Raw genomic sequence first — 22,909 nt, 5'->3', positions numbered from 1 at the left:
GTCATTCCTCCTCGACCGGGCGGATGAAGGCGGTGACAAGGGCGGAGCCATCGGTCAGCGCATATGGGGTGAAGCCGGCTTCTTTCTTGAAGAAGGCCGCATCCTCAGAGGTGTTCAGCACGACCCGTCCTGCACCAAGTTCGGCCAAGCGCTCCGCCAGCTTGGCTACCGCCCCGGCATTCACCGCATCGCCCATGTCGCGGGCGGGCGAGCCCTCGGGCAAGACCAAACCCGAAGTCAGCAGCCCGCCATCATTCATCAGGTGATAGGCGACCGCCACCTTGCGGCCGATCAGCGGGTCCATGCCGTCACCCTCGCGCCGCATGGGCCGCGCTATCATATCGGCGTAAAGCCCTGCCTGCAGATCCCAGCCCGCCTCCATCCGCTGCCGTCGGCCCTTGGTGCCGCTTTTCTTGTGATCGATGATCAAGAGCGCACCATCAGGCAGTTCAAGGATCGCGTCGGCCTTGCCATGCAGATTGATGCCATGCGCCTCACCGGCCAGCCAGATTTCATTGCCGATGATCCTCGCTTTCAGCGCAAGCAGATGGTCGCGCCAGCGCAGGGCCGCCGCCATGATCTCACGCTCCAGCCCGCGACGCTCCATCTCCCATGAGGGGCTGCGCAGATAACCCGCGTGCCGGGTCAGCGCCCGGCCATAGGCCTCGGGGATGGCAGTTGCCAGCGCCTCCGGTTCGGGGATCGGTTGGTCTTTGAGAAAGACATTTTCAAAGACATCATGGGCGATATTGCCCTTGGCCATCACGTCGAGTTCCTCGGCAGACCAGGACATATCCTCGGCCCCGACCTCGGCCAGAAGCCAGGCGAGAGGGCTGACCAGCAGCGTCTCGAGCCGCGAAGGCGATTGCGGTTTGGCGGTGCCGTCAACGCGCCGCCGCAGGGACAGAAGGTCATGCCCCGGGAAATCGAGAGCCTCGGGCAAGTTCGCAGGTTCCGGCACCGGAATCAGTGTGTGATATGCGACCGGCCAGTCCGCCGGGTTCAGCCGCGACAGATCGATGATCAGATCGCTGGCATCCTCGACGCCCGCCACCGCCCGCGCGACGAGCGACAGCCCCGCCGAGGGTTGCAAGCGCCCGCCTGCCAGATCGCGCCAGGGGATCAGGAATGTGACGCTTTCGGATACGGCCTGAAGCTGCTGGTCAAAGATCTGAAGGCCCTGCGCCAACCCTTCGGCCCTGCCACGGAGTTGAAGGCCGGTGGCATCGCGGATCGCCGCAATCTCGCTGTCGAGAAACAGCGGATTGGCGCGCGGACGGGTAGGATAGAGCCCGTCGGTGAAATCGCTGACGATCAAATGGCGGCACGGGCGCCAGGGCGTCTCGAAGGCAGACCAAAGGCTGGCGCCTTCAAGATTGCGGTCGGGGTCCGCAACCGTGGGCGGCATGACCTGAATGCCACGCAGGATCGCCTCCCAATCGGGGCTTCCCTCGCCGGGCGGCACGGTCAGCCGCGCGCGCACCTGATCGCCCTGCCCGATCCGCTCGCAGATCCGGTCCAGCAGGAAGCGCAGTTGCTGCAGGCTGCCGGCCGAAGCGCGGATATCGTCCCACAGTTCCTTATGCGCGGGCGTGCCAGTGAGGATGGTCCCTCGGAAATCGCCATTCATCAGACCTTCTGCGAGATCGCGCCCGGTCTGGACGGACCAGGGCATCAGGGGAGAAAGCGCGAGGCTCGCCAGAACCATAGCCGGGGTCGGCGGGCGTTTCGCGAGGGCCAGATGCAGCGCGGTCTCGCCAATGACATCTCGCTCGGGTAATTGGCCCGGAAGACCCGAGAGCGGCACTCCCTGGGCTGAGAAAGCGCGCGCGATCTGGCGCAGATCATCGCCCGACAGCACGGCGATTTCACGGGCCGAAACGCCGGACTCAATCAGCGCCCGGGCTTTGGCGGCGGCGAAATCGGCGCAGGCGGCGGGATCGCGCAGACCATAGAACGCGAGGCTGTCATCCAGAACCCCGGCCTCGATATCCTGCGCTGAAACACCGCCTTGCAACGCGTGCAGGCGGCTGCCGATTGCGGCCCGGGGCGTATAGGCGCTTGCGGGAACAGTGCCGAACTCGTCCCGCAACCGGGCAAAAAGCGCCTGCAGCGCCGCAGGAGCTAGAGGATCCAGCGAACCTTCAACCACCGGCAACGAGCCCAGGAACGACCCATGCGGCAGGGCCAGCACATGGGAAATCGGTGCCAGCCCCTCTGGCAGCGCATCCCCCAACCTTTGCCACAACGCGACCAGCGCCAAGAGATGCCGCTTTGCGCGGCTGTCTGGCAGGTGATCGACGTTCGGCACCTTCAGATCCGGCGTGGCCAGCACAAGATCCGTCAGCGCGGCGGTCACCGCCGAGATCGTCTCGACAGGCGCATTGGCAAGACTTTCGGCCCAGACCGGGTCAGGCGCTTCGGCAATGGCACGCCCCGGCGCCCATTCGGCAGAAATGGGGGCAAGGGACAATTCGGCAAGACCGGTATCGGTCAGGCGGTATTGCAGGCCGGAGCGCGGATCAGTGACGAGGAAGGGGTAGTGCATGAATGGCCTGCAATCTGCGGATCAGGAAAACTGTAACGAGGATGAGGGCTTGGGCATCGAGGTCTACTTCTTGCTTCCGGCCGAGCGCGTAGCCGAACCTGCACCGCCAACACGGTCGACCAAGCTAAAGGTTCTCGACATAAGTCACGTAGAAGCCACGGACCATCCGGTGCTCCTGCATCCGTTCTCCCAGCGAGAAACCGTTCATCTTGCGAGGCGTTGGCTGGAAAATATCCAATCCGCGATCCAGAACCATCTTCCAGCCAGTATCCGTCGTGATGTCGCGTGCATGGAGAGTGCCGCTCCCATCGAAGGCCCATGTGAAATCGACGCCCGTGCCTGTGCAGGCTTCAGCAATCCCGTCCAGGCACTCTCGCTGCTCCTGAATGTTCCCATCGTCCGGAGCCGTGACAAGATGCACAGCGATCTGATCTTCAGGCTGTTTGCGCCTGATCAGCATCTCGATCAGTTCCATTACGTTGCGCGCCTGATGGAACTTCCGGATATAGGGGTCTGTGATGATGATCCGCGTCGCGCCATCCGTCCAAGGACCAAAGATCTTGTCGAAACTGATGCCCTTGCGGTTTTCTGTGAAAACGACATGTCCGGGAGTTGGGGGGGAGTGCGGGGCAGCGGTAACGGTAGGCGCTGCGGAAGCAGCCGCCGTTGAGACCGGCTCTGCCGGTACCGACCCAATCTCTTGTTGATTCACACCGTCACTTCCATCGTCGGTTGATCGACGGTGGTAGAACTGGGGGAACTCCTCTTCCTCGAGCGTGGTTACGGCGCGTTTTGCGCCATCAGAGGCGATGTAATGGAAATCTGCTGCCTCAAAGGTGCTGTCGATCCGCAGGAGCTGGTCCTTCACCCGCTTGCGGCATTCAATCGCAAACCGCAGCAGCTCTTCAACTTCGGCTTCTGTCTCGCCTCCATTCGGGAAGATCAGCTTCAGCAGGCCTGACATGGTCTTGTTGATCGCGGCGCGGTCCCGGATATGGGTCTGAACCGGAATGGTGAAATAGCGATCTGGCCGGTGCGAGAAGTCCTCCGCACGCAGATGGCGCAGGATTTCGGCGAGATAGTCGACAATGAACCCATAGCCAGATGTGAACATCTCACCCCGGATGATGTCGACCTCCCATCCAGGCAGATAGGCGTGCAATCGATCGATAAAGGCGCTGTCGTGGAACTGCGGCGGCAGAGCTTCGAACAGGTCCGTATTTTTCAGCATCCAAGGCACGTTATGGTCCGTGTTGCCGACGAAGGCGAAGCTGGCCTCGGCGCCCATCGGATTTACACCACGAGAGAACTGCTTGTTTGCCATGTAGTTCTTCATGATATCGACAAGCGCCTTGTTCGCCGTCTTCTCGCGGCCGGCAAATTCGTCAAAGGCCACGACATCCCAAAAGCCGACCAATCCGATCCGCCCATTGGAATTGTTCACGAAAAGCTTGGGAACCGTGATTTCACCGCCCGAGATCAGCTGACCATGTGGTGAAAACTCGGAATAGATATGAGATTTTCCCGTCCCCTTGGGGCCAAGCTCGATGAGGTTGTAGTTACGCTCAACAAATGGCACCAGGCGCAACAGTTGCAAAAGCTTTGACCTGCGCCCGAACAGTGACGGGTCAAAGCCGATGCTCTGCATTAGCAGATCGATCCATTCCTCCGTGGTGAACTTGTCACGCGTCTCGCGATAGCCGTCATAGTCCACGCGGGCGATCTGGATCGGCTTCAACGTGTCGATGATCCAGGGAGATATCCTGCTGTCTTCCGAGAATTCGTACTGCACATCGGCGATGCACCAAATACCCGTAACCAGCAGTTTCGGATGTGCCTTGACCGTGGCACTGTCGATGGCAACCCGCTTGATTCCGAGGTTTTCGAAAACCGCTTCATAGGCATCAGTCTTTTCATTCAGCGCCACGCTAACCTGATCGATGACCTTGTAGCGGCCTCGCTCCTTGATCGTCGACTGAACCAGCCCCGCTTCGGAACGATGGACGTAGTGCTTGCGCAGGATGTCCTTGACCGTTTCAATGCCTGTCGCAATCGAGGCTTCGTCATCGGTCGCGCAATACTGGCCGAGAAGGTATTCGAGCACATAAGTGGGGACAATGGCGTTCCCCTTCACGGCCTTCACCAGGTCCTTACGGACCACGAAACCGGCAAAATGCTCATTGATCTTGTCATCAAGGGTCGACATCGGCACCTCAGAAATCGAAATCTGTACTGATCCCGCGTTTCAGCAGCAGCGGCTGCGAAGCGTGATCTTCGAAATGGCTGGTCTTGCCGATGCGCGTTCGCAGCTTCAGGAAGACTGTCTGATTGTTATAGGCGTCTGCCGCCTTGGACAGCAGGAAGCTCCGCGACAGCTCGCGCTCGCGCGGGTTCTCAGACGTGAAATCGAATTCCAACTCGGCTTCGTCTGAGATGAGTGTTTTATCGTCGGCAAAGATGGCTGCATGCACCTGCCGGGGCTGCTGCTTGTCGGTCACTGGCTCCGCCTGATAGAAGGTGACCTGGATCTGGCCCGTGGTGATCTGAGCACGGGGTGGCGGAATGATCTGCACCGAAACCTGTCCGACATCCTCCTTGCGCTGCTTGCCGACACGCAGGACCGGCAGGACGATCTCCTGCAGGCTCGCCCCGCCATGGACAAAGCGGCTGCCCGATCCTTTGACGCGCAGGCGGTTGATCGAGTTCGGGATCAGAATGTCCTGCTCACCTTCCAGCCCAAGCTGTGCAGCAGAGAACTTCTTCATGCCGCCACTGCTGTTAAGGCTCCGGCCGATCACGAAGCGCCGGTTTCGTGTAACGATCTCGCCCTCCGGCTCGCTCAGCGCGAAGCCGCTTTCTTCCAGAGCCTTGTGCTGCCACAGGAAGCCGTGATCGGCGGTGATCAGGATGTTCGAGAAATTGGCCGAAGTCAGCTTCCGCACCAGCTTCACCAGATCCTCGATGGCAGCCTCTGCCGCAGCTGGGACATTTTCCTCCGTGGCGAGCTTGTCGCCAATCGCGTCGATCTGGTTGTGATACAGATAGAGGACATCATGATCCCGGAAGAGGTCTTTGCCCTCCGATGATCCCAGATTCATGAAATCCTTAGCCGCGAGAACCTTTACCCGGTCTCCAGCCCGGCCCGCAGCAAGCGCCTTTTCACGCGCAGCGGCCCCCATGGTGCTTTCACCGTCCAGCAGCACCAGATCATTGTCGTCGCGGATCGCCAGTTGTCGGTGCGGCAACAGCGCCGCCATACCAAGCTGCGTGTAGCTCGGCAAAACCCCGATCATCGGCTTCAGTTCAGCATCGAACCGATTGAGCTTGCGTATCTCGCGCAGTGCCTCTTCGGCCACCTCATAGCGCAGCGCATCCGAGATAATGACAACGACCTTCTGATCCTTGCGCCGGTATTCAGCAGCCTGCCCCCGGTAAAAATCCACCTGACGTGGAAAGCCCGGGACCGCCCAGTCCGTGAGGCGAGCCACCTGATCCTGCCAGGCATCGTTCAACTTGAGCACGAAATTCGTGGTGTAGCGGTTCTCAACCGCCTCATAGAGCGCCGACAGCAGCCCCGACTGACCGCTTTTCTGCATGTGATAGATGAACTTGCGATAGAGCTGGTCCAGTCGAAACCAGCTTGCGGAATAGCGCTTCACACCATCGGACAGGCTGGTCATCGTCAGATCAGCCTCGGCCAGCGCCTGCTGAAACTCGGTCGCATAGCCAATGGCCTGATAGACATCCGCGTAACGGCTATACCAATGGCTCTGGCGGCGATCGCGCACCCATTTCAGAACATCTGTCGCGGGCAGGCTCTGCTGGGCCAGCCCCTCAACGATGGCGACGACGATCCGCCGATCCACTTCCTCGAAATGATCATGCGGCATCAGGGTGCGGAAATCGCGGGAGGCCAGATCGTCCCTGATCTTCAGCACGTCCTGATAATCGCCCGACAGCTTCTCGAACGCTTCACCCCACCGGCGCGAGGCGCTCCAGCGGCGGAACATCAGAGCGGCATCGGTATTCAGGGGCGCAGCCTCCCCCATGGCCCGCGCCCAGGTGCTGGAAAACAGCGTGATGGCGAAATCCTGAAAATCCGGGGTATCCGTCCTATAGCCGTAGCGCGCCGAAACCTCTTTCCAGAAAAACTCCGCCAGCCCAACCCGGTCGATGAGCCGCAGTGAATCATCCTGTCCATCAGCCAGTTCAGCCAGCAACGCCTCGATCACCGTATCGAGATCGCCATCCGCACCGGCGCAGACCGCCAGCATCTTGCGGCGAACATCGTTGGCGCTCTGCGACGGGCGCTCGCGCTCGATGGCGCGCAGGGCTTCCAGCCGCTTGCCGGAACGGTAGAATTCGGCGTGATCGCGCACGGCGGCTTCATATTTCGCCGAAATGCCCAAATCCGCCACCCAGATAGCCGCCTGATCGGCGCGAAAGACGGCGCTCGCCAGTTGCACATCCAGCAGCCAGTTCTCGGGCATCGGCGGCTCGGGGCCATCCTTGTAGAGCAGGAACCGCGCCTTCGGCTGCTGCCGCAGCACGCGGTATTTCAGGCCGAACTCGTTGTTGGCGATCTCCAGCTTGGTCACGCCGGGCAGATCAACCGCATCGAATGCCGTGCGCAGATCGCGGGCGGCGTCATACCAGAAAACGATGCGATGGCCCTGATCCTCATAGAGCCGCATCAGGCCGGCGGTGATGCGGTCAGTCATCCGCAGCCTCCAGCCCCTTGATCGGCTTCAGCGCACCGGCGAACAGCGGATAGTTGCGCTTCACACCGTCATCGAGATCGATGGCGATCTTCTGCTGCGCCATCGGATAGACGACATCGCGTTCCCATTCGGTCAGCTCGGCGATCTGCTTGATGACCGTGGCCGTTTCCTTCTGCGCCTTTGTTTGCTGGGCGGGTGTAGCGGCAGGATCGTCGGCCAGCTTCTCCAGCCGGGCGCGCTCCACCTCCAGCTTATGGATGAATTCGCGCACATACTGATTCAGCACGACGGAGACGGTGTCGGGCCGGTAGCGGTGCATATAGATCAGTGCATTGAAGCTGCCCTTGGGGCTGGAGAACATCCAGTAGATCGGGCGCTTCTTGTAGCGGCGCACGTGATAATCGAAGAAATCCTTCGTGAACCAACGGCGCAGATCCTTGCCAAGTGCCGTCTCAACGAAGGCGAGGTTTTCGCGGAACTTCGCCTCGCCAAAGGTGATGCGCAGGAAGTCACGGGCGCGCGTGACGATGTCATCGGCGAACCAGTCGGCATCCAGCACCGGGATGACATTGTCGCGGTCTGGCGCGAAGCTGGGTTCCGGCACACGGGCCAGATACTCCTCCATCCCTTCGCCCTGATTGGCGAGGATCAGGCCGGGCGCGTCGAGACTGTAGCGCCCGAACATGCAGCCCACGGCATAGTGGAGGAATTCGGCCACAGTATCCTCACGCAGCCGCGCCTCACGCTCCTCTTCCGTGCCCTTCACGCCATAGCGATAGGCCGGGTTGCACGTGAGGGTGATTTCCTCAATCGGCACCTCGGGGGTCAGCTCGTCCTGCAGACCATAGGCGTCGATGAAGATGCGGTTGTTCTCCTCCTCCAGCCGCTGCATCTCATCGGTCATGCCTTGCCAATGGGCGCGAAGCCGGGCGAAAGAGCCGGCCAGCGTCTGATCCCGATGCTCGGGCGAGAGGAGCGGCAGAGTGGTGAAATCCCAAGAGGTTTCGTAGGCATCCCAGTCGGATTTACTAAGATCGATGCAGGCTTCGGTGACACTCTTAAGCGCATCACCGTTAGCCTTTATCTTGGCTGGCAATATCGGGAGCGACTTAAGGTTCCCGACTTGAAAGTTGAGGGTCGGATTGAGTGCTCGCAAAATATTGTAGCAGAGATTGCTACAAAGAAATCCGGTAACCAACTTGGGCGTATCTACAAACAGTGAAGAGCCGCTTACATCAAAAACAAATCCGGGATACGTGTAACGCGCTGCAAAGCTCGAACTCGAAATGAAGGTCCAAGTAACGCCTTCAAGAAAATAATGACTTTTCCCGTCATGGCGATGGCCCGAGAAAGTGGCCATCAGACTGTTGCCGAATTCGTCATATCTCAGGACATACTCACAATTGCCGAACCACTTTCGAAATTCTCCACCTTTGTTATACGGAAACCATTTATCTCCGCTCGCAAGTGCGGCGTCTCTGGACTGGTGACGCGACCCAAATTCTTGAGCGTTGACTTCCGACCAAAGACGCACAACTTCTTCATTCTTTCCAGTTGACAGGCCGTGTTTGACCTCAGCGCTCTCCTTAAGGGTTTCCGCCTCTTCGAAGATCTTAAAATATCTTTCGCTTAGCCAATATGCGATTGGGCTACCCGGTATTTTCTCGAAATCTTCCGCCGAGGCGCGGTGAAACCAGCCGCAGTTCGGATTTTGAATTGCTTCTTTAAGCTGCGCTTCTTTTTCAGCCTCGGAACTTCCATCTACAAGGCGGATGAATGTGCCTTCGTGATCCAAGCTATGAGCATTCTCGATCACGAATGCAGTGGTGGAAACCACCGCTCCACCGATGCTGTCAAAAGCCCGCTCTCCCAAATGTGCCATGGACAAGATCATGGCATCCGACAGCAACTTCACGCGTAGTTTTTCATAGGACGACAGGAACATCCAAGACTGCATGTTTATCATCGCCATCAGGCCGCGCTTAGCGCAAAGCCCAAGCGCTCGCTCCATGAACACAGCGAAAAGATCGGACTTGCTTTCTGGATAGCTGGCCTTGACGAAATCGCCCAGTTTTCCGTTCATACCTTTGCCGCCCATATAGGGTGGGTTGGCGACGGCGACGTGATACTTCGGCCCCAGCGCCTCGGCCATGCGCAGCACGGCCACAACGCGTTCCTGCACCTCCTTCAGCAGCAAATCGGCCCCGAAATCACGCGCCTCCACCACGCGCAGCGCCTCGGCCGGATCGCGCAGCTTAGGCACGATCAGAGAGCCAAAGTTCTTGGCCCGCTCGAACTGCCCCAGCGTCTCGCGCAATTCATCGGTGAACAGATCCTTGCCCACCACGGCGGCCACGTCTTGCATCTCGGCAGGCGTGAAGCGCACATCCTGCAACACGACGATGTCGGGCTTTTCCTCCATCCGCAGGAATCGCCGCCGCCCCAGCCTTGCCGCCGCCTTCATCGACATGGCAAAGGCTGCCAGCGCGCCGGCGCGGTCGTCAATCTCGATTCCGGTCAGGTTATGCTTCAGGATCAGGCCGGGAATCTCGGCCGCATCATGGCCTTCCTCGGCATAGATTTCATAGAGCAGGTCGAAGGCATAGGTCAGCATATGGCCCGAGCCACAGGCCGGATCGCAGATGCGGATATCCTCGGGCCGGGTGATGCGCAGGAAATCCGTCTCCGGCTCTTCCGGCGCGATGTAATAATCCATCTTCGCCGCCAGCTTCGATTGCGGGCGGTTCAGCAGCCACAGCCGCCCCAGCGAGTTTTCCACCAGGTAGCGGACGATCCAGTGCGGGGTGAACAGCTGTGTTGCGGCGGGGATATTCTCCGCAGTGATCTTCTGGTTCTTCTTCAGGCCAGCAAAGACCTGATCCTTCTTTTCGCTGATGTAGAACTGGTAAAGCCAGCCGATGATCTCGACATCCTGGCAGGCATCTTCGGTCATCACCTCCCGCAGGCGGGCAAGGATGCTGTCCGGCGACAGAAGATCGTCGGGCATCAGCAGTTCGGTATAATCCTCGGCCCGGTCGAGCATGTCGGCACGCTCGAACATATAGGGCATGGCGCCATGCCATTCGTTGCAGGCATGGATCAGTAGCAGCCGATAGGCCTCGGCCTGCCCATCATGGGCGGGGCGTGTACCGTTCAGATATTCGGCAATCTCAGGCCGGGCGCGATCCGGCAGGTTGCCTGCCATCGCCTCGGCCAGAATCTCGGGCCGGGTAGCACCATCGGCAGGCGATACGACGCGCGGGTTGGTCAGGCCCGTCACATCCATGAAGCGCAGCGCGGTGAAACGGTTGAACCAGGTGTAAGCGGCCTGTTCGATCACATGGGCACGGTTGCTTTTGGCGGCCGCTTCCAGCCTGGCAATTGCCTTGGGATGTTCGCGGCGGGCCGCTGCGCTCTCGGCCAGCACCATGTCCAGCCGGGCGGTGACCTGATCGATCAGCAGGTTGCGCGCGTTTTGCGCAAATTTCTTCAGGGCGTTGGTATCCATCAGACAATCACTTTCTTGCCCGCGCCGATCTCGGCCAGCAGGGTCTTTTTCATCTCGTCGAGGTAGCGGGTCACATCGTCTGCATCTTCGAGATAGGCTTTCCCGATAGAGACGGTGATCGACTGGGCGTTGACATATTGGGGCTTTGCCGGCTTCGGCGGCACATATGGCTTGGCCTGGGCTTCGGCCACGCCGCCCGCAGGTTCGGGTTGAGGCGTGGGAGTTGGCGCCGGTGCAGGCGTCAGTTCGGCGATCCGCGTCAGCGTGTCGGCCAGAAGGTTGGAACGCACTTCTGTCGCCCGATGGCGCAAGGCCGGGATCAGAGTTTGCGAGGCCACGCTGGCTTTCTGCGCGGCAAGCTCATCGCGAATTCGCGTCTGCTGCTCTGGCGGTAGCGCACGGAATTCCGAGGTCTGGGTGGTTTTCTCGGCCACCTCTTCAATCGCCGCTATGACGGCGTTGCGCTCTGCCAGAACAGTTTGTTCGATACGCTCCTTCAGGGCGTAGAAATCCGCTTTCAGTTCCTGAACCGCGGTGCCCTTGAAGCACTGCGGATCGGCCAGCGCCTGACGCAGCGCATCGGCGGCAGAATCTTCGGCAAAGGTAACGTTCTGGTCCTGCGCCGTCAGGAAAGCGCGCACCTCGTCGTAGATGCCCTTCTGCGGTCCGGACATGAAGTTGCGGACCTTGTCGAGGATATCCTCCTTGGCATCCAGCAGCTGATCTTCCTGCCCAACCGGGCCGGTAATGAACCAGGTCGCCGACTGGTCGCACATGCTGTCGAGCATGGTTCGCAGGGGGTCGAGGGCGGCGGCGAAGGGGTAACCTGCTATTGCCCGGCTCTCTTTCTCAAGATCACTGGCCATTTTGCGTAGTTGCGTCTGCCACTCCGCACCCAAGCTGCGCGCGTCATTCCCCGAAGCGGGCAGGTCGAACAGTGCTTGGAACAGTTCGCGCGATTTGCGGATCTGGGCCGCGGTAAACTCGATCTGCGGAGAGAGCAGAATATTGCCAAGGGCATGGCTGTTGCGCAGCCCCTGCACCAGCAAATCCCCTTCCAGCAAAGCACTGTCGGCCCGTGCCTCAAGCTTGCCGCGCGCAACAAGGCTTGCAGTCAGGCACAGCACCGCAATGGACGGCCAGCCATAAGGTTTGGCGCCGAACTTCTCGACAAGTGCCTTGACGGAGACCCGCGTCCCAAGACGCATCTGGGCCTGAGCGTGATTCAACACGTCCTGCTCGGCTTCGGTCAAACCGCTGCCTTCGCCGCCGAAAAGCCCGCCATCGACGCGTCCGGCACGCCCAAGATCGGCTTCGGTGTAGGTGGCGCCGCGCAGCACAGGCAGGCTGGTATAGACCTTGTCGACCAGGACCTGGAAACCTTTGACCAGCCGTTCCTGCGGATCTTCGCCGCCGATCTCCAGCTCGGCACCGCGCACGAAAAGGCGAGCATCCGCGATCAGGCCGCGCAGCCGCTGCACCAGTTCCTTTTCACGCCGTGTATTCTGGTCACGCTTTTCCGCAATGATACGATCACGACCGGGTTGGGCATCCCCGCTGGTGACCTGACGCGCAAATTTCACGGTCTGGAGCCAGAGGACGAGATCGCGCGTGAAGCGCACATCACGTCCCAGCAGGACAACCATCTCATCGCTTGCCATGCTGTTCGAGCGAACCACATCCGGCGCGTCGGAATCGTCGCTGAAGGGTGAGATGATATTGACGGAAAGCTCATGTTCCCGGTTCAGGCTGTGGCCGTCAAGCTTGCGGGTGAAAGCGTAATCGACACCCGTGCCAGCATGCTTGATCTTGCTGTGACGGAGGATCGCTCCAAACGCCAGTTCATCGAGCTGCCGTTCTATCTCGGCAGGGTCGACGGCAATCGCCTTGATCTCGGCCTCGACGTCCTTTTCTTCATTGGTGAGGAATTCATAGACCTCGCCGTTGCGCTGGATCAGCGTCTGACGCTCCAGAAGCGACAAAGCCTCCTCGATATTGCGGCGCTGCTCGGTCTGGTCCGCCTCGAACCGGGACAACAGGAGGATCGATATGTTGCGGGCAGTCGGTTTGAATTCCTTGACGTATTTGACAAGGAACAACACCTTCAGCACCCGCACGGCAAAATCATCGCCAAGGTTCTTTTCAGCCAGTTGGATTGACTGCTGAACCGATGACTTCAGGGCGGTGCGAATCCCCTCGAACATCAGGTCAAAGGTCGCCAGCTCCCCAACCGGCGTGTCGGCCAGCTTTTTGGCCACCTCCTGAAACACCCCCAGCATAGAGCGTTCGCCGACCGAGCTGTGCTTACCCTCAAACGCGTTATGCTGCGAGAGGCCCATGATCGCGCGCTGGAACAGGTCATACTGGTAGTTCGGGAACGGGTAGCTCGCGACGAACTGGTCTTTTCCGGAGAAGTTCCTGAACTTGAAGGAATTATCGCCGAAATCGAACAGGGTGCGCAGGTTGTTCTCCTCAGCATCGTAAAGATTGCCAAGGGTGATCTGACCGGCCTCGGTCTTAGCCAGAAGGCGGCGCTGGATGACTTCGGCCACATCCTGGGAATTCAGAGGCATCCGGTTGGCGAAGCGTGCCTGGATTTTCGAAAAGTCATTTTCTTGCTGCGCGGTCAGATCCCCGATAACCGAACCCATGTCCTGCTGGGCAGTGACAACAATCCAGGCCTGCCCCTTGCACTTAGTGTTCAGGCTTTCGGCAATGGTTTGCAGGTTCGTCATGAGCTTGACGTTGTCAGCGATATACTGCCCCACCTCATCGACGAAGAAATTCAGCCGGAACTTCGGTCCCTGCGCATCGATCCATGACTTCACCATATTGGCAAAATCTTCGATCGAGACCTTCGTATCCTTGCGATACTGACCAAGAATATCCTTGACCTCATCGCCCGTGACCTCGGCAAAGGCGGCGGCAATGTGCTTGCCTTCCATCAGAGCCTGTTCGCGCCCGCGCTCCCAAGGCTTTCCGGAAGACTGCGCAAAGGCCGCTTTGAAGGCATCGAGCTTGCCGCGGCTGTCGAGATCACGCTCGAACTGCGCGATATGCGGGAGCTTGCCATAATAGCCGCACATCTCGTCAAAGACCTTCTGGAAGACGGCCAGAAGTGCATCGACATCCGTCTTCGAGATCACATCCGCCTTCTGGTCTATATTGAACAAGACCGACCGGGACGGGATCGACACTGCCTTGCGCAAGGCCCCCGCCAGCATCGGGTTGCCCGCGAGCTTGCGCTCAAATATCTCGATGGCGTGCTGCCCCTCGACCTCGTCGTTCTCCAGCAGAAGAGCGAGCATCTTCAGCAGGTGAGACTTACCTGATCCGAAGAAGCCCGAAATCCACACGCCGTTCGCGGTATCGTAATTGTTGTAGGCGTCGAGGAATTGCTCCAGTCGGGCGCCGATCTCGTTGGTGATGACATATTCATCAAGCTCGGTCAGGAGGCTGGCCTTGTCGTCAGCCTTGATCACCCCATCGATCGAACGGTCGACCGGCTTGGCAAAGATATCACGCAGAAAAGTAGCCATCGGTCAGACCTCGTAATTCATGATATTGAACGCGCGGTAGTATTTGTCGTCATGGAGCAAGCCGAACAATTCCAGCGATGCTCCTGTCGCCAGCGCGTGTGTGTATTTTCCCGGAAAGAACATGACCGTCGGGCGATCTTTCGCGGTGCTTTGCAGGTTGTTGAGTACGTTGTGCGACCTCAGGTAAGGGTAAACCTCACCTACGCCTGACAGGAAGATCACGTCGTGCGGGACTTCTTCGATGCGCCGCGCAATCTCTGGAATGAGGTGCGCCTGCGGGTCCAGAACGCCCTGCAACAGCTCCTTGAGCTCCGCCTTTTCCGTTTCGACTTCAACCTCAAGGATTTGCTCGAAGATACCCCGGTCTTCGAGGATCCTGATCGAAAGGTCATAGAGATCGATATCAAGTACGCGCACACCGGCGTGGCTCAGCCGGGCGATCAGATCCTCACGATCCTCGCCCAGGCTCAGTCCGTCTTCGGCATCAAAAGCGCAGATGAAAAAGGGAACCTCGTTTCCCAGCCCTTGCTTTTGCAAGAACCGATCGCTGGAAACTACCCTGAATAGGTGCTCGGCGCGGGCGCGCCGATCAGTTTTCGTGCCCACCATTACCCCCCATTTCCGGGAAAGACCTGCAAGTCCGCCGGATTACTCTCCTCAATCAGCCGCTTCATGCGCCCCGATAACCAAATCGGCTGAATTCTACCCTCGACGCTTATCAAACCAACTTCACGCAATATCCGAAACAAGACCTGACGCAATTTTGCGCAGGTTGAAGCTGAAAGAGCGGCGAGGCCGGGATCGCTTTCAGCCTTCTCCGCGAGAAAGCGGTCAAAAACCTCATGGCCCAGGTCGAGCCGCCATGATTGGTAGCGTTCGCTGATCACCTCGACGGCGAATTCGTGGACAAAACGATAGGTCCGGCAGACCGCCAGCCACATCATCGCCTGCTGCTCGGCGCGGTCAGCCTCTACCGACAGGTAATGACGTTCGGCATCGGAGAGATGGCCTATCCGGTCGTACACTTCACGAAGCGCGCGGGTTTGCGAGGCCAGTTTGGGTAAGGATGACGCGCCCTGGGCCAGCAACCGCTCACGAGCAGATGCCCAGTTCTCACCGGGTTGATAAGCTTGAGCAATCACGATGCTCTCATTGAGCATCAGCCCGCCCACACTGAAGGACATGCGGTATTTCGATACGGTAGCCATCATCGAGGCGCCGCCCCGCTTGCTACGTCAGCCTCATCGAATTCCTGCTGCGCACGCTCAAGGGCGGCCGCAACCTCGTCTTCGTCAGCGGCAACGATATGCTGGGTCCGGGGATCACGCAGCCTAGCCCCATCAAGGAGTCCTAGCCGCTTGAGCACATAGAACAGCATGGCGTAGCGAACTGTCAGCACAGCGCGCCCGTCCGCCATGTTGTAATCCTTTGCGACCACCGCCTGCTGACCGACCGACAGATCAGGATGCGGCACAAGGGTGATATCGTAGGTTTCCTGCCACAGCCGGTCCTGTGCCGCAGCAGCACCTGGCTCGCCGAACTCGCCGAATCCAAGGACACGCGAGAGCAGGAAATCCTTGAAGCGCTCCGTCTCATGGCACCAGGCCCGCACATGCCAGCGCAGGCCATCAAAGCCGAAGGCATGCGGGGTAATCCGCCGCCATGCCGGATCGGGCCGATCGCGGTTCATGGATTGGTAGTGAAGATCCAGCGATCTTTCCTCCCGCACTGCCGCCAGAACTGAACGCAGAACTTCAGTATCGACCTTACGGCGCAAAGTCAGAGCGATATCCATGTCAGGCGGGGCAGCGAGCCAGTTCGCCCCCGCGTCGGCGAAACCTTCCGCCATCGATCGGAGCCGCATGAGATAGGCGTCCGGGTCAGGGTCTAGAAACACCGGCTGAAATTCCGGGCCGGCTACGTAGCGGCGAGCGCTTTTGTCATAGACCGCATTCTGCGGCGCACGCTCCTGATAATGGGTCAAGTCCTTTGACGCCTGCGGAACGGAGACGCCAAACGTATCGATCAGGTCAGAGCGATTGACACCCCCCTCCCAGAACAGGCGGAATTCGATGAACTCCAACCGCCTCTCGACACCCCATTTCAGCATTGCTCGTCCCGCCGCACTTGAAAGGATAAAAAGTATATGGGACACCTTGCGATGTCCGTATACTTTCTATTCTAACAAACCTCAAACTGTCAAGCCCGAGGAAGGCCGGATGCGCACCGTGTCACCGTGCACAAACACGGCGGGGCAAAAGCGCTATCGAAGTCGGTCAGCCTGGAGGTGGGCAGGGCCACGACATCTTCGATGCCGACACGGTCGATGTCGATTGCAGCCAATGCTACGGCGTGATCGTACAGTGCCGTCAAACCCTATTTTCGCCGGGCCAGCCCTGTCAGCGATCGTGCCAGGCTCAACAACCGCCGAGACGCCGGATTGTCGTTTTGCGCGGACCAGACCATGCTGAACGGCAGCACCTCATCCGCAAGTTCCCGGTAGGTAATCCCTGGAAACTGGGCCACGGTTGTTGCTTCGCTCGTCAGAGTGAGGCCGCGACCGAGAGCGACCAGCGATAGGATATTGTCGCGGCCGACCTGCTGAGACTGAATATCGAGGTGGCGGCCGAGACCCGCAAGGTGAGCAACCAAATAGTCGTGGATCTCCTGACCCGGCGCAACGTCACTCACAATGAACCGCTCGGAGACCAAATCGCCCCATCCAAGTTCCGGCTTGCCCGTCAAAGGGTGGTTATCGGGCAGCACCACGAAAACCTTCTCGCACCATAAATGCTCCGCCTCACAGCCATCCCATGCCGCGGTTCCCGTGATGAATGCGACGTCCAGACAAAGTTTCCGGACAGCCGCGATGTGCTCGGGCGGATTGCCGTCAATAAGGTCGACCTGCACGTTCGGGTGGCGCGTGCCGAAGGCACGCAACAGATCGAACAGAAATCCTGACGCAAGGGACGAAAATATCCCGACCTTGATCAGCCCTTGCTCTGCCCGGCCAACCGCCGCCACCTTGGTCACCCCAATGTCGATCTGGCGGAGAGCATGGCGAGCGTTGCGCAGGAATTCCCGCCCGGCAACGGTCAACCGCACCCCGCCAGCATGACGCATGAAAAGCGACGCCCCGAGTTCATCTTCGAGATCACGGATTCGTCGGCTGATGGAGGATTCCTGCACAGAAAGCGCGGCAGCAGCCTTGCGAAAACTCCCATAGTCGACGGCGGCAACAAAATATCGCAACTGGTTCAGCCGGACCGCAGATGTACCGGGTTTCCCCTCAACGACGTTTGTGAGGCTATCATCAGGCGAGGTCTGATTGTTCCCGATCACAGCCATGGTGCATCATCCGAAACAGCGTTCGGCTTCTGACGGGCACCCCGCCATCATCAACGCGAAAATCGATCTGTGTGCGTTCATCAGCTCTCCGCACATCCTCAAACTAAACGACGTTCAGTTACCGAATGCTGCTTCTTGACTTCCGTCCCGTCAACGAAAAAAGTAAATGTCGTTTAGTTTTCACGACAAGTTGCAACAGGCACCGGAATGGCCCGTCCCCGGAAAGAGCAAGAACTTGATATTGCTCGTCGTGCGATCGACGAAACGATCCGGCTGCTGTCAGAGCGTGGCGACCTCGACGTACCGTTGACTGCGGTCGCGCATGCCATCGGTTGCACAGCACCAGCGCTTTACGGCCATTTCCGCAACAAAAGCGCCTTGCTGCGCGCCGTTCGGGAAGAAGGGTTCAACCGCCTATACAGGGAAAAGCTGGCCATCTTCGAACAGATGCGCGGCAATCCATTCGGCTATTTGCGTGATGGCAGCTATGCCTATGTCCGCTTTGCCCTGGAAAACCCCACGCTATATCGGCTGATGTTCACACCGCCGCCGAAGCTCGGGGTCAGCGATGACCCGTGGTCGAGCGAAACCGGGAGCCAGATATTCAATCTGTTTCTGACGGGGCTTCGCTGCTCTCAGGAGGAAGGTTTTTTGCGCGGCATGGATCTGAGTCGCTACAGCTTCATGTTCTGGTCAACGGTACATGGTGCGGTAAGCCTCACCCTTCAGAACCGGGAAATGGATCAGCCCGCCAAATGGGACGCGACACGAAAGGCCGTCGATACGTTGATGGAAATCATCGCCGCGACGCGCAATGGCACGCGCGGCACCTCATGAGCGAGATCTTCGGGCGCTGGCAAAGCCCCGATCTGTCGCAATGAACCGCTCCAGCATCGGCACAATCAGCCTGACAGGATCGGCAGCGGGCTGGCCGGTTTCGCGAGCCAGCACTTCGGCATAGGCGGCAAGATCGCGGTGCAGCGGCCCCGGCAGTTCCACCGCCACCTTCACGGGTTTGTCTTCGATGAGAGGCCCGAGCTTCAGCTTCGTCATGGTCAGTTCCTATAAGGTTCGAGTACGAGATCGCGGGTAACGATGACCCTGACCGGGTAGCCCGGCCGGATCGTCAGGGTCGGCGCGACCTGCAACTGGCGCTGGACGATCTGTTGCCCTGCCTGATTGATGGTATCCTGCGCTCCGTCGCGGATGGCCCGGATCAGACGATCCTCGTCGTCGGTCGCCAGTTCCGTGCCGATGCCGAGCAGCGTGGACAGCCCCGCCGCCTTCATGAGATCCCACCAGTGGTAATCAACGCCATCTTCCAGCCCGGCATAGCCGGAAGCGTCCGCACCGGGCTGGCGCTCCAGCACGATAGAGCGGCCGTTGGGCAGGATCAGGCGGTTCCAGACCAGCAGCACGCGGCGCTGACCGAACTGCACACCGGCGTCATACTGACCGATGATGCGCGTTCCCTGCGGGATTAGCAGCAGGCTGCCGGTCGGGCTGTCATAGACATTTTCCGTGACCTGCGCGGTGATCTGGCCGGGAAGGTCCGAGCGGATGCCGGTAATCATCGCCGCCGGGATTACGGCCCCTGCCTGAAGGATGTAGGGCGAGGCTGGCGCCATGATCCGATCCATGGCAACGGTCTGCCGTTCCACCGGCCCATTCAGAAATGCCGTGTGGCGGTCCTGTGTTGCGGGCTGGCCACCAAGGTCAAGGCCAGCAAGGCCCGGCATATTGGAGCCAGGCGTCGTCGCCACTCTTGGCCCGGACTGGAAGAACACTGTACTGAGACGCGCAGCTTCTTCTTCGGCAAGCCGGCGCTCTTCGGCAGGATCGCGGGCAGGCGTCGCCATGGCGGGCGGCGTGACGGGCTGACCCCGGTTCTGGGCATCCAGGATCGGGCCACCGAGATCGCCCGGCAATGCCGGCCCCAGGACCGGCCCGGTATAATCCTTCGGCAGACCCGCCAGTCCATCTGCCGTGGCGCGATTCTCGGTCGAATAGAGTTCTTCACCGTTTCCGCTCATGTCGCGCGTCTGGAGCGCATAGATCAGCGCCCCGCCGATGCCGAGGAGCGCAACAGCCCCGGCACCGGCCAGCATCTTGCGCGACAGGCGCGTGACGCGCGGCGGCTCGGCACGCAGACGCATCGGCGTTGGGTTGGTGGTGGCCTCTTCACTCATGACGGTTGCTCCCCGGTTTTGGCGGGCTGGGCAGCTTGCCTTTGCTCGATGCGAACGATCCTGACCGTCTGCTGCTGCTTGCCGCTACCAAGACGCAACTCAGCCGCGCCGAACAGGCGATCCACAATCAGGATGTTCTGGTGAACACGGGAATTGACGATCTGGGTCTCGCCCTTGGAACCGATGACGAAGATCGGCGGCATCTCTCCCTGCACGATGCCGCGCGGGAAAACGACATAGACACGGCGGCCATCGTCGAAGACGGAAATCGGCCGCCATGGCGGCGTATCTCCGGTCAGGCCGTAACGATAGTTGCGTGCCGCCTCGACCGGGATGATGGGTGCTGCGGGAACGGTCTGGCGCTGACCGGCAGGCAGCGCCGGATAAGACCAAGATACGGACGGCATATAGAGCGCCTCGCGGGCGCGCAGCTCGATCATATAGGTGCGTCGATCGGTCGTCACCACGAGATTGGTTGAGATGTCGGATCGGGATGGTTTGACGAGAATATGGACCCGGCGCGACGTACCGCTCCCGCTCTCGGTATCGCCAATGATCCAGCGGGCGGTGTCTCCCGCCGCGATCGGTCCCGCGCCGGTCAGGCTTTCGCCCGGCTCCAGCGCGATATTGGTGATCTGTCCTGGTGCTGCATAGACCTGATAGAGCGCGCCTTCCGACCAGGGATAGATCTGGATGGCGTTATAGTAACCCTCGCGGCGCGGTTCGACGCGGGCGGCGGCATTGGCGTTCTCGACCCGGCCTGCCGGTGTTCCCGCTGCGGTCCCACCACGCGCAACCGTCCAGGCTGGCGGCGTGTGAAGCGGTCGGGGCCGATCATCCGTAACGGTGGCCTGCACGGTCGGTAGAGCCGGAACATTGGCATCATAGCTGAACTGCGGCGTCTTGTTGGTGGCGCAGCCTGCCAGCATGGTGGCCGAGAGCATCAAAGCCGCGAGGGCGGGCTTACGGAAAACCGGCAAGGCGGAATTGCGGGGAAACGCGATGGTCATTGGCTCATCTCCCGCGACCATGAAATTGCATTGACGTAGATGCCGAGCGGATTGGTGCGCAGACGCTCGGCATCGCGCGGCGTCTGGATCACGATGGTCAGGATCGCGGTCCAGCGCTCGGTCCTGGAAAGCTGCCCGTTCTCATAGTGACGCTCGGTCCAGGCGACGCGGAAGCTGTCGTTCGAGGCGCGTATGACGCTGGAAACCTCGACTGCGATCTGCTGGCGGCCGACACGGGTGAACGGATCGTTGGCGCGGGCATAGTCGTTGAGCGCGGCCGCTCCCCTATCAGTGGCGAACTCATAGGCGCGCAGCCAGTTCTGGCGCACGATGATGGCATCCGCCGGGATCGAGCGCGTCTGCTCGATGAAACGGCCAAGATGGAAGGCGATCTGCGGATCGGTCGGACGGTAATCGGCGGTGGCTGCGGCGACGGTCTGGGCTTGGCCGAGATTATCGACCTGCACCACCCAGGGCACGACGGTCCCTCGCGCCGATTGCAGAACCAGCGCGGCAGCGAAGCCCGCCGAGAGGATCAGCGAGCCGAAGGCCATATAGCGCCAGTTCTTGGCCTGCACGCGAGCCGAGCCGATGCGCTCGTCCCAGACTTGTGCGGCTTTCTGGTAAGGCGTCTCGGGTTCGGGCGATTTGCCGTAATGGGTCGCTGGACGTCTGAAGATGTTCATGAGCGGTCACTTTCGGAAATGTTGACGGAAGAGCCGCCGCCGTGGCTGTCACCGGAGCGGACGGCATGGGCGGCCATGGTCGTGCCGTGATTGAGCGCCTGGCGGCGGTGCATCTGCTGCGCCCATGCAGGCGGTCCGCCCGCCGGTGCGGAGGCGGGTGCGGCACCGGCCACGCTCGCACCACCAATGGTTCCCTGCGAGGACGATCCACCGGTGACGCCGAGCCCGGCGCGCGCGCCATCGGAGAAGCTGGATTTGGCGCTTTCCGCTGCTTTCGATGCCGTCCGCTTCAGGGGCGATGCTGCGGCTGAGCCTGCCGCGCGGGCAACACCGCCGAGGCCGGAGGCAACACCGGCAGCCCCTGACTGGCCGAGCGATCCGACACTATAGGCGGCGCTCGCCGCACCTGCGGCAGCAGCACCGCCACGGACGGCAGCAGCTCCACCCGACAGCGCCGCTGCCCCTCCCTTCGCGGCCATGCCTGCGGCAGCGCCGCCAGCAAGCATCATGCCGCCAGCGGCGAGACCGGTTCCAACTGCTGCACCTGCGCCAAGCTGCGGGCCGCCAGAAACCAGACCGGAAGCGATGCCGGGACCGAAGATGCCGAGGCCGAGAAGGGAAAGTGCGGCCAGCACGATCGCCATGGCGTCGTCGATGGTCGGCGTCACGCCGCCGAAACCGGCCGTAAACTGCGAGAACAATGTCGAGCCGATGCCGATGATGACGGCGAGCACCAGCACCTTGATGCCGGAGGAGACGACATTGCCAAGAACGCGCTCGGCCATGAAGGCGGTCTTGCCGAAGAGGCCGAAGGGAATGAGGACAAAGCCCGCCAGCGTGGTCAGCTTGAACTCGATCAGCGTGACGAAGAGCTGCACGGCGAGAATGAAGAAGGCCAGCAGTACCAGCGCCCAGGCGAACATCAGGCAAGCGATCTGGATGAAGTTCTCGAAAAACGACCAATAACCCATCATGTCCGAGATGGATTCGAGCAGCGGGCGACCGGCATCGAGGCCAGTCTGCGCCACCTTGCCGGGCCGCAGCAGATCAGCGGCGGAAAAGCTGGTGCCCGAACCTTTCAGGCCAAGACCGGCGAAGCTGTCGAAGATGATCTGGGCGAGATTGTTCCAGTTGCCGATCAGGTATGCGAAGACCCCGACGAAGAGCGTCTTCTTGACCAGCCGGGCGATGATGTCGTCATCCGCACCCCAGGACCAGAAGAGTGCGGCCAGCGTCACGTCGATGACGATTAGCGTGGTGGCGATGAAGGCGACCTCGCCGCCAAGCAGGCCGAAGCCGCTGTCGATGTAACTGGTGAAAACACCCAGAAAGTTGTCGATGACGCCGGTGCCGCCCATGG

Annotated in this window: 15 protein-coding genes; 1 reads left to right on the top strand and 14 read right to left on the bottom strand. The window is 60.3% G+C overall.

The features are described from left to right. Nucleotide 1 precedes the first annotated feature (1 nt). The 9 genes from IE126_RS20125 to IE126_RS20085 form a co-directional block, all read right to left on the bottom strand. Complete coding sequence (locus IE126_RS20125; RefSeq protein WP_066700606.1) at nt 2-2,548, bottom strand: PD-(D/E)XK nuclease family protein; 2,547 nt, start codon at nt 2,546-2,548, stop codon at nt 2-4. Nucleotides 2,549-2,672: 124 nt separating this feature from the next. Beyond that, nucleotides 2,673-4,754 (bottom strand): BREX system Lon protease-like protein BrxL, encoded by a 2,082-nt coding sequence (gene brxL / locus IE126_RS20120; RefSeq protein ID WP_066700626.1) that lies wholly within the window; start codon nt 4,752-4,754, stop codon nt 2,673-2,675. Nucleotides 4,755-4,761: 7 nt separating this feature from the next. After that, entirely contained in the window at nt 4,762-7,269 is a 2,508-nt protein-coding gene (gene pglZ / locus IE126_RS20115; RefSeq protein WP_066700607.1) for a BREX-1 system phosphatase PglZ type A, read from the bottom strand. Further along, nucleotides 7,262-10,777: a BREX-1 system adenine-specific DNA-methyltransferase PglX gene (pglX, locus tag IE126_RS20110; RefSeq protein WP_066700608.1), complete on the bottom strand. Its 3,516-nt coding sequence runs from the start codon at nt 10,775-10,777 to the stop codon at nt 7,262-7,264. Before pglX ends, pglZ begins: the two co-directional genes overlap by 8 nt. Next, the gene (gene brxC, locus IE126_RS20105) at nt 10,777-14,316 is read right to left on the bottom strand and encodes a BREX system P-loop protein BrxC (protein WP_066700609.1); all 3,540 of its coding nucleotides are present in this window, start codon (nt 14,314-14,316) and stop codon (nt 10,777-10,779) included. The genes pglX and brxC overlap by 1 nt, the downstream gene beginning before the upstream one ends. Before the next feature lie 3 nt (nt 14,317-14,319). Continuing rightward, a complete protein-coding gene (locus tag IE126_RS20100) occupies nt 14,320-14,925 on the bottom strand; it encodes a DUF1788 domain-containing protein (protein WP_066700610.1) in 606 nt (201 codons plus the stop codon). Then, nucleotides 14,925-15,527, bottom strand: a complete 603-nt coding sequence (locus IE126_RS20095; protein ID WP_066700611.1) for a DUF1819 family protein — start codon at nt 15,525-15,527, stop codon at nt 14,925-14,927. Before IE126_RS20095 ends, IE126_RS20100 begins: the two co-directional genes overlap by 1 nt. Next, nucleotides 15,524-16,399: a WYL domain-containing protein gene (locus IE126_RS20090; RefSeq protein ID WP_456071387.1), complete on the bottom strand. Its 876-nt coding sequence runs from the start codon at nt 16,397-16,399 to the stop codon at nt 15,524-15,526. The genes IE126_RS20095 and IE126_RS20090 overlap by 4 nt, the downstream gene beginning before the upstream one ends. 293 nt (nt 16,400-16,692) lie before the next feature. Further along, nucleotides 16,693-17,664: a LysR family transcriptional regulator gene (locus IE126_RS20085; protein ID WP_066700613.1), complete on the bottom strand. Its 972-nt coding sequence runs from the start codon at nt 17,662-17,664 to the stop codon at nt 16,693-16,695. A 207-nt stretch (nt 17,665-17,871) separates the two neighbouring features. Here IE126_RS20085 and IE126_RS20080 point away from each other — a divergent pair, with 207 nt between their 5' ends. Then, the gene (locus IE126_RS20080) at nt 17,872-18,501 is read left to right on the top strand and encodes a TetR/AcrR family transcriptional regulator (protein WP_015740173.1); all 630 of its coding nucleotides are present in this window, start codon (nt 17,872-17,874) and stop codon (nt 18,499-18,501) included. On the opposite strand, the gene IE126_RS20075 is transcribed toward IE126_RS20080, so the two are convergent. Genes IE126_RS20075 through trbL form a run of 5 tightly spaced genes read right to left on the bottom strand, consistent with a single transcriptional unit; the run spans nt 18,496 to nt 22,907 of the window. Continuing rightward, complete coding sequence (locus tag IE126_RS20075; RefSeq protein WP_015740172.1) at nt 18,496-18,717, bottom strand: DUF2274 domain-containing protein; 222 nt, start codon at nt 18,715-18,717, stop codon at nt 18,496-18,498. The genes IE126_RS20080 and IE126_RS20075 overlap by 6 nt on opposite strands. Nucleotides 18,718-18,719: 2 nt before the next feature. Beyond that, nucleotides 18,720-19,853, bottom strand: a complete 1,134-nt coding sequence (locus tag IE126_RS20070) for a TrbI/VirB10 family protein (RefSeq protein WP_015740171.1) — start codon at nt 19,851-19,853, stop codon at nt 18,720-18,722. Further along, complete coding sequence (gene trbG, locus IE126_RS20065) at nt 19,850-20,863, bottom strand: P-type conjugative transfer protein TrbG (RefSeq protein ID WP_015740170.1); 1,014 nt, start codon at nt 20,861-20,863, stop codon at nt 19,850-19,852. The genes IE126_RS20070 and trbG overlap by 4 nt, the downstream gene beginning before the upstream one ends. Continuing rightward, nucleotides 20,860-21,549, bottom strand: a complete 690-nt coding sequence (trbF, locus tag IE126_RS20060; protein WP_015740169.1) for a conjugal transfer protein TrbF — start codon at nt 21,547-21,549, stop codon at nt 20,860-20,862. Before trbF ends, trbG begins: the two co-directional genes overlap by 4 nt. Further along, a complete protein-coding gene (trbL, locus tag IE126_RS20055; RefSeq protein ID WP_015740168.1) occupies nt 21,546-22,907 on the bottom strand; it encodes a P-type conjugative transfer protein TrbL in 1,362 nt (453 codons plus the stop codon). The genes trbF and trbL overlap by 4 nt, the downstream gene beginning before the upstream one ends. Nucleotides 22,908-22,909: the final 2 nt, after the last annotated feature.

This window comes from Gemmobacter nanjingensis, assembly GCF_014652195.1.
Taxonomy (GTDB): domain Bacteria; phylum Pseudomonadota; class Alphaproteobacteria; order Rhodobacterales; family Rhodobacteraceae; genus Gemmobacter; species Gemmobacter caeni.
The sequence above is the reverse complement of the archived record's forward strand: the minus strand, read 5'-3'. Positions and strand labels throughout refer to the sequence as shown.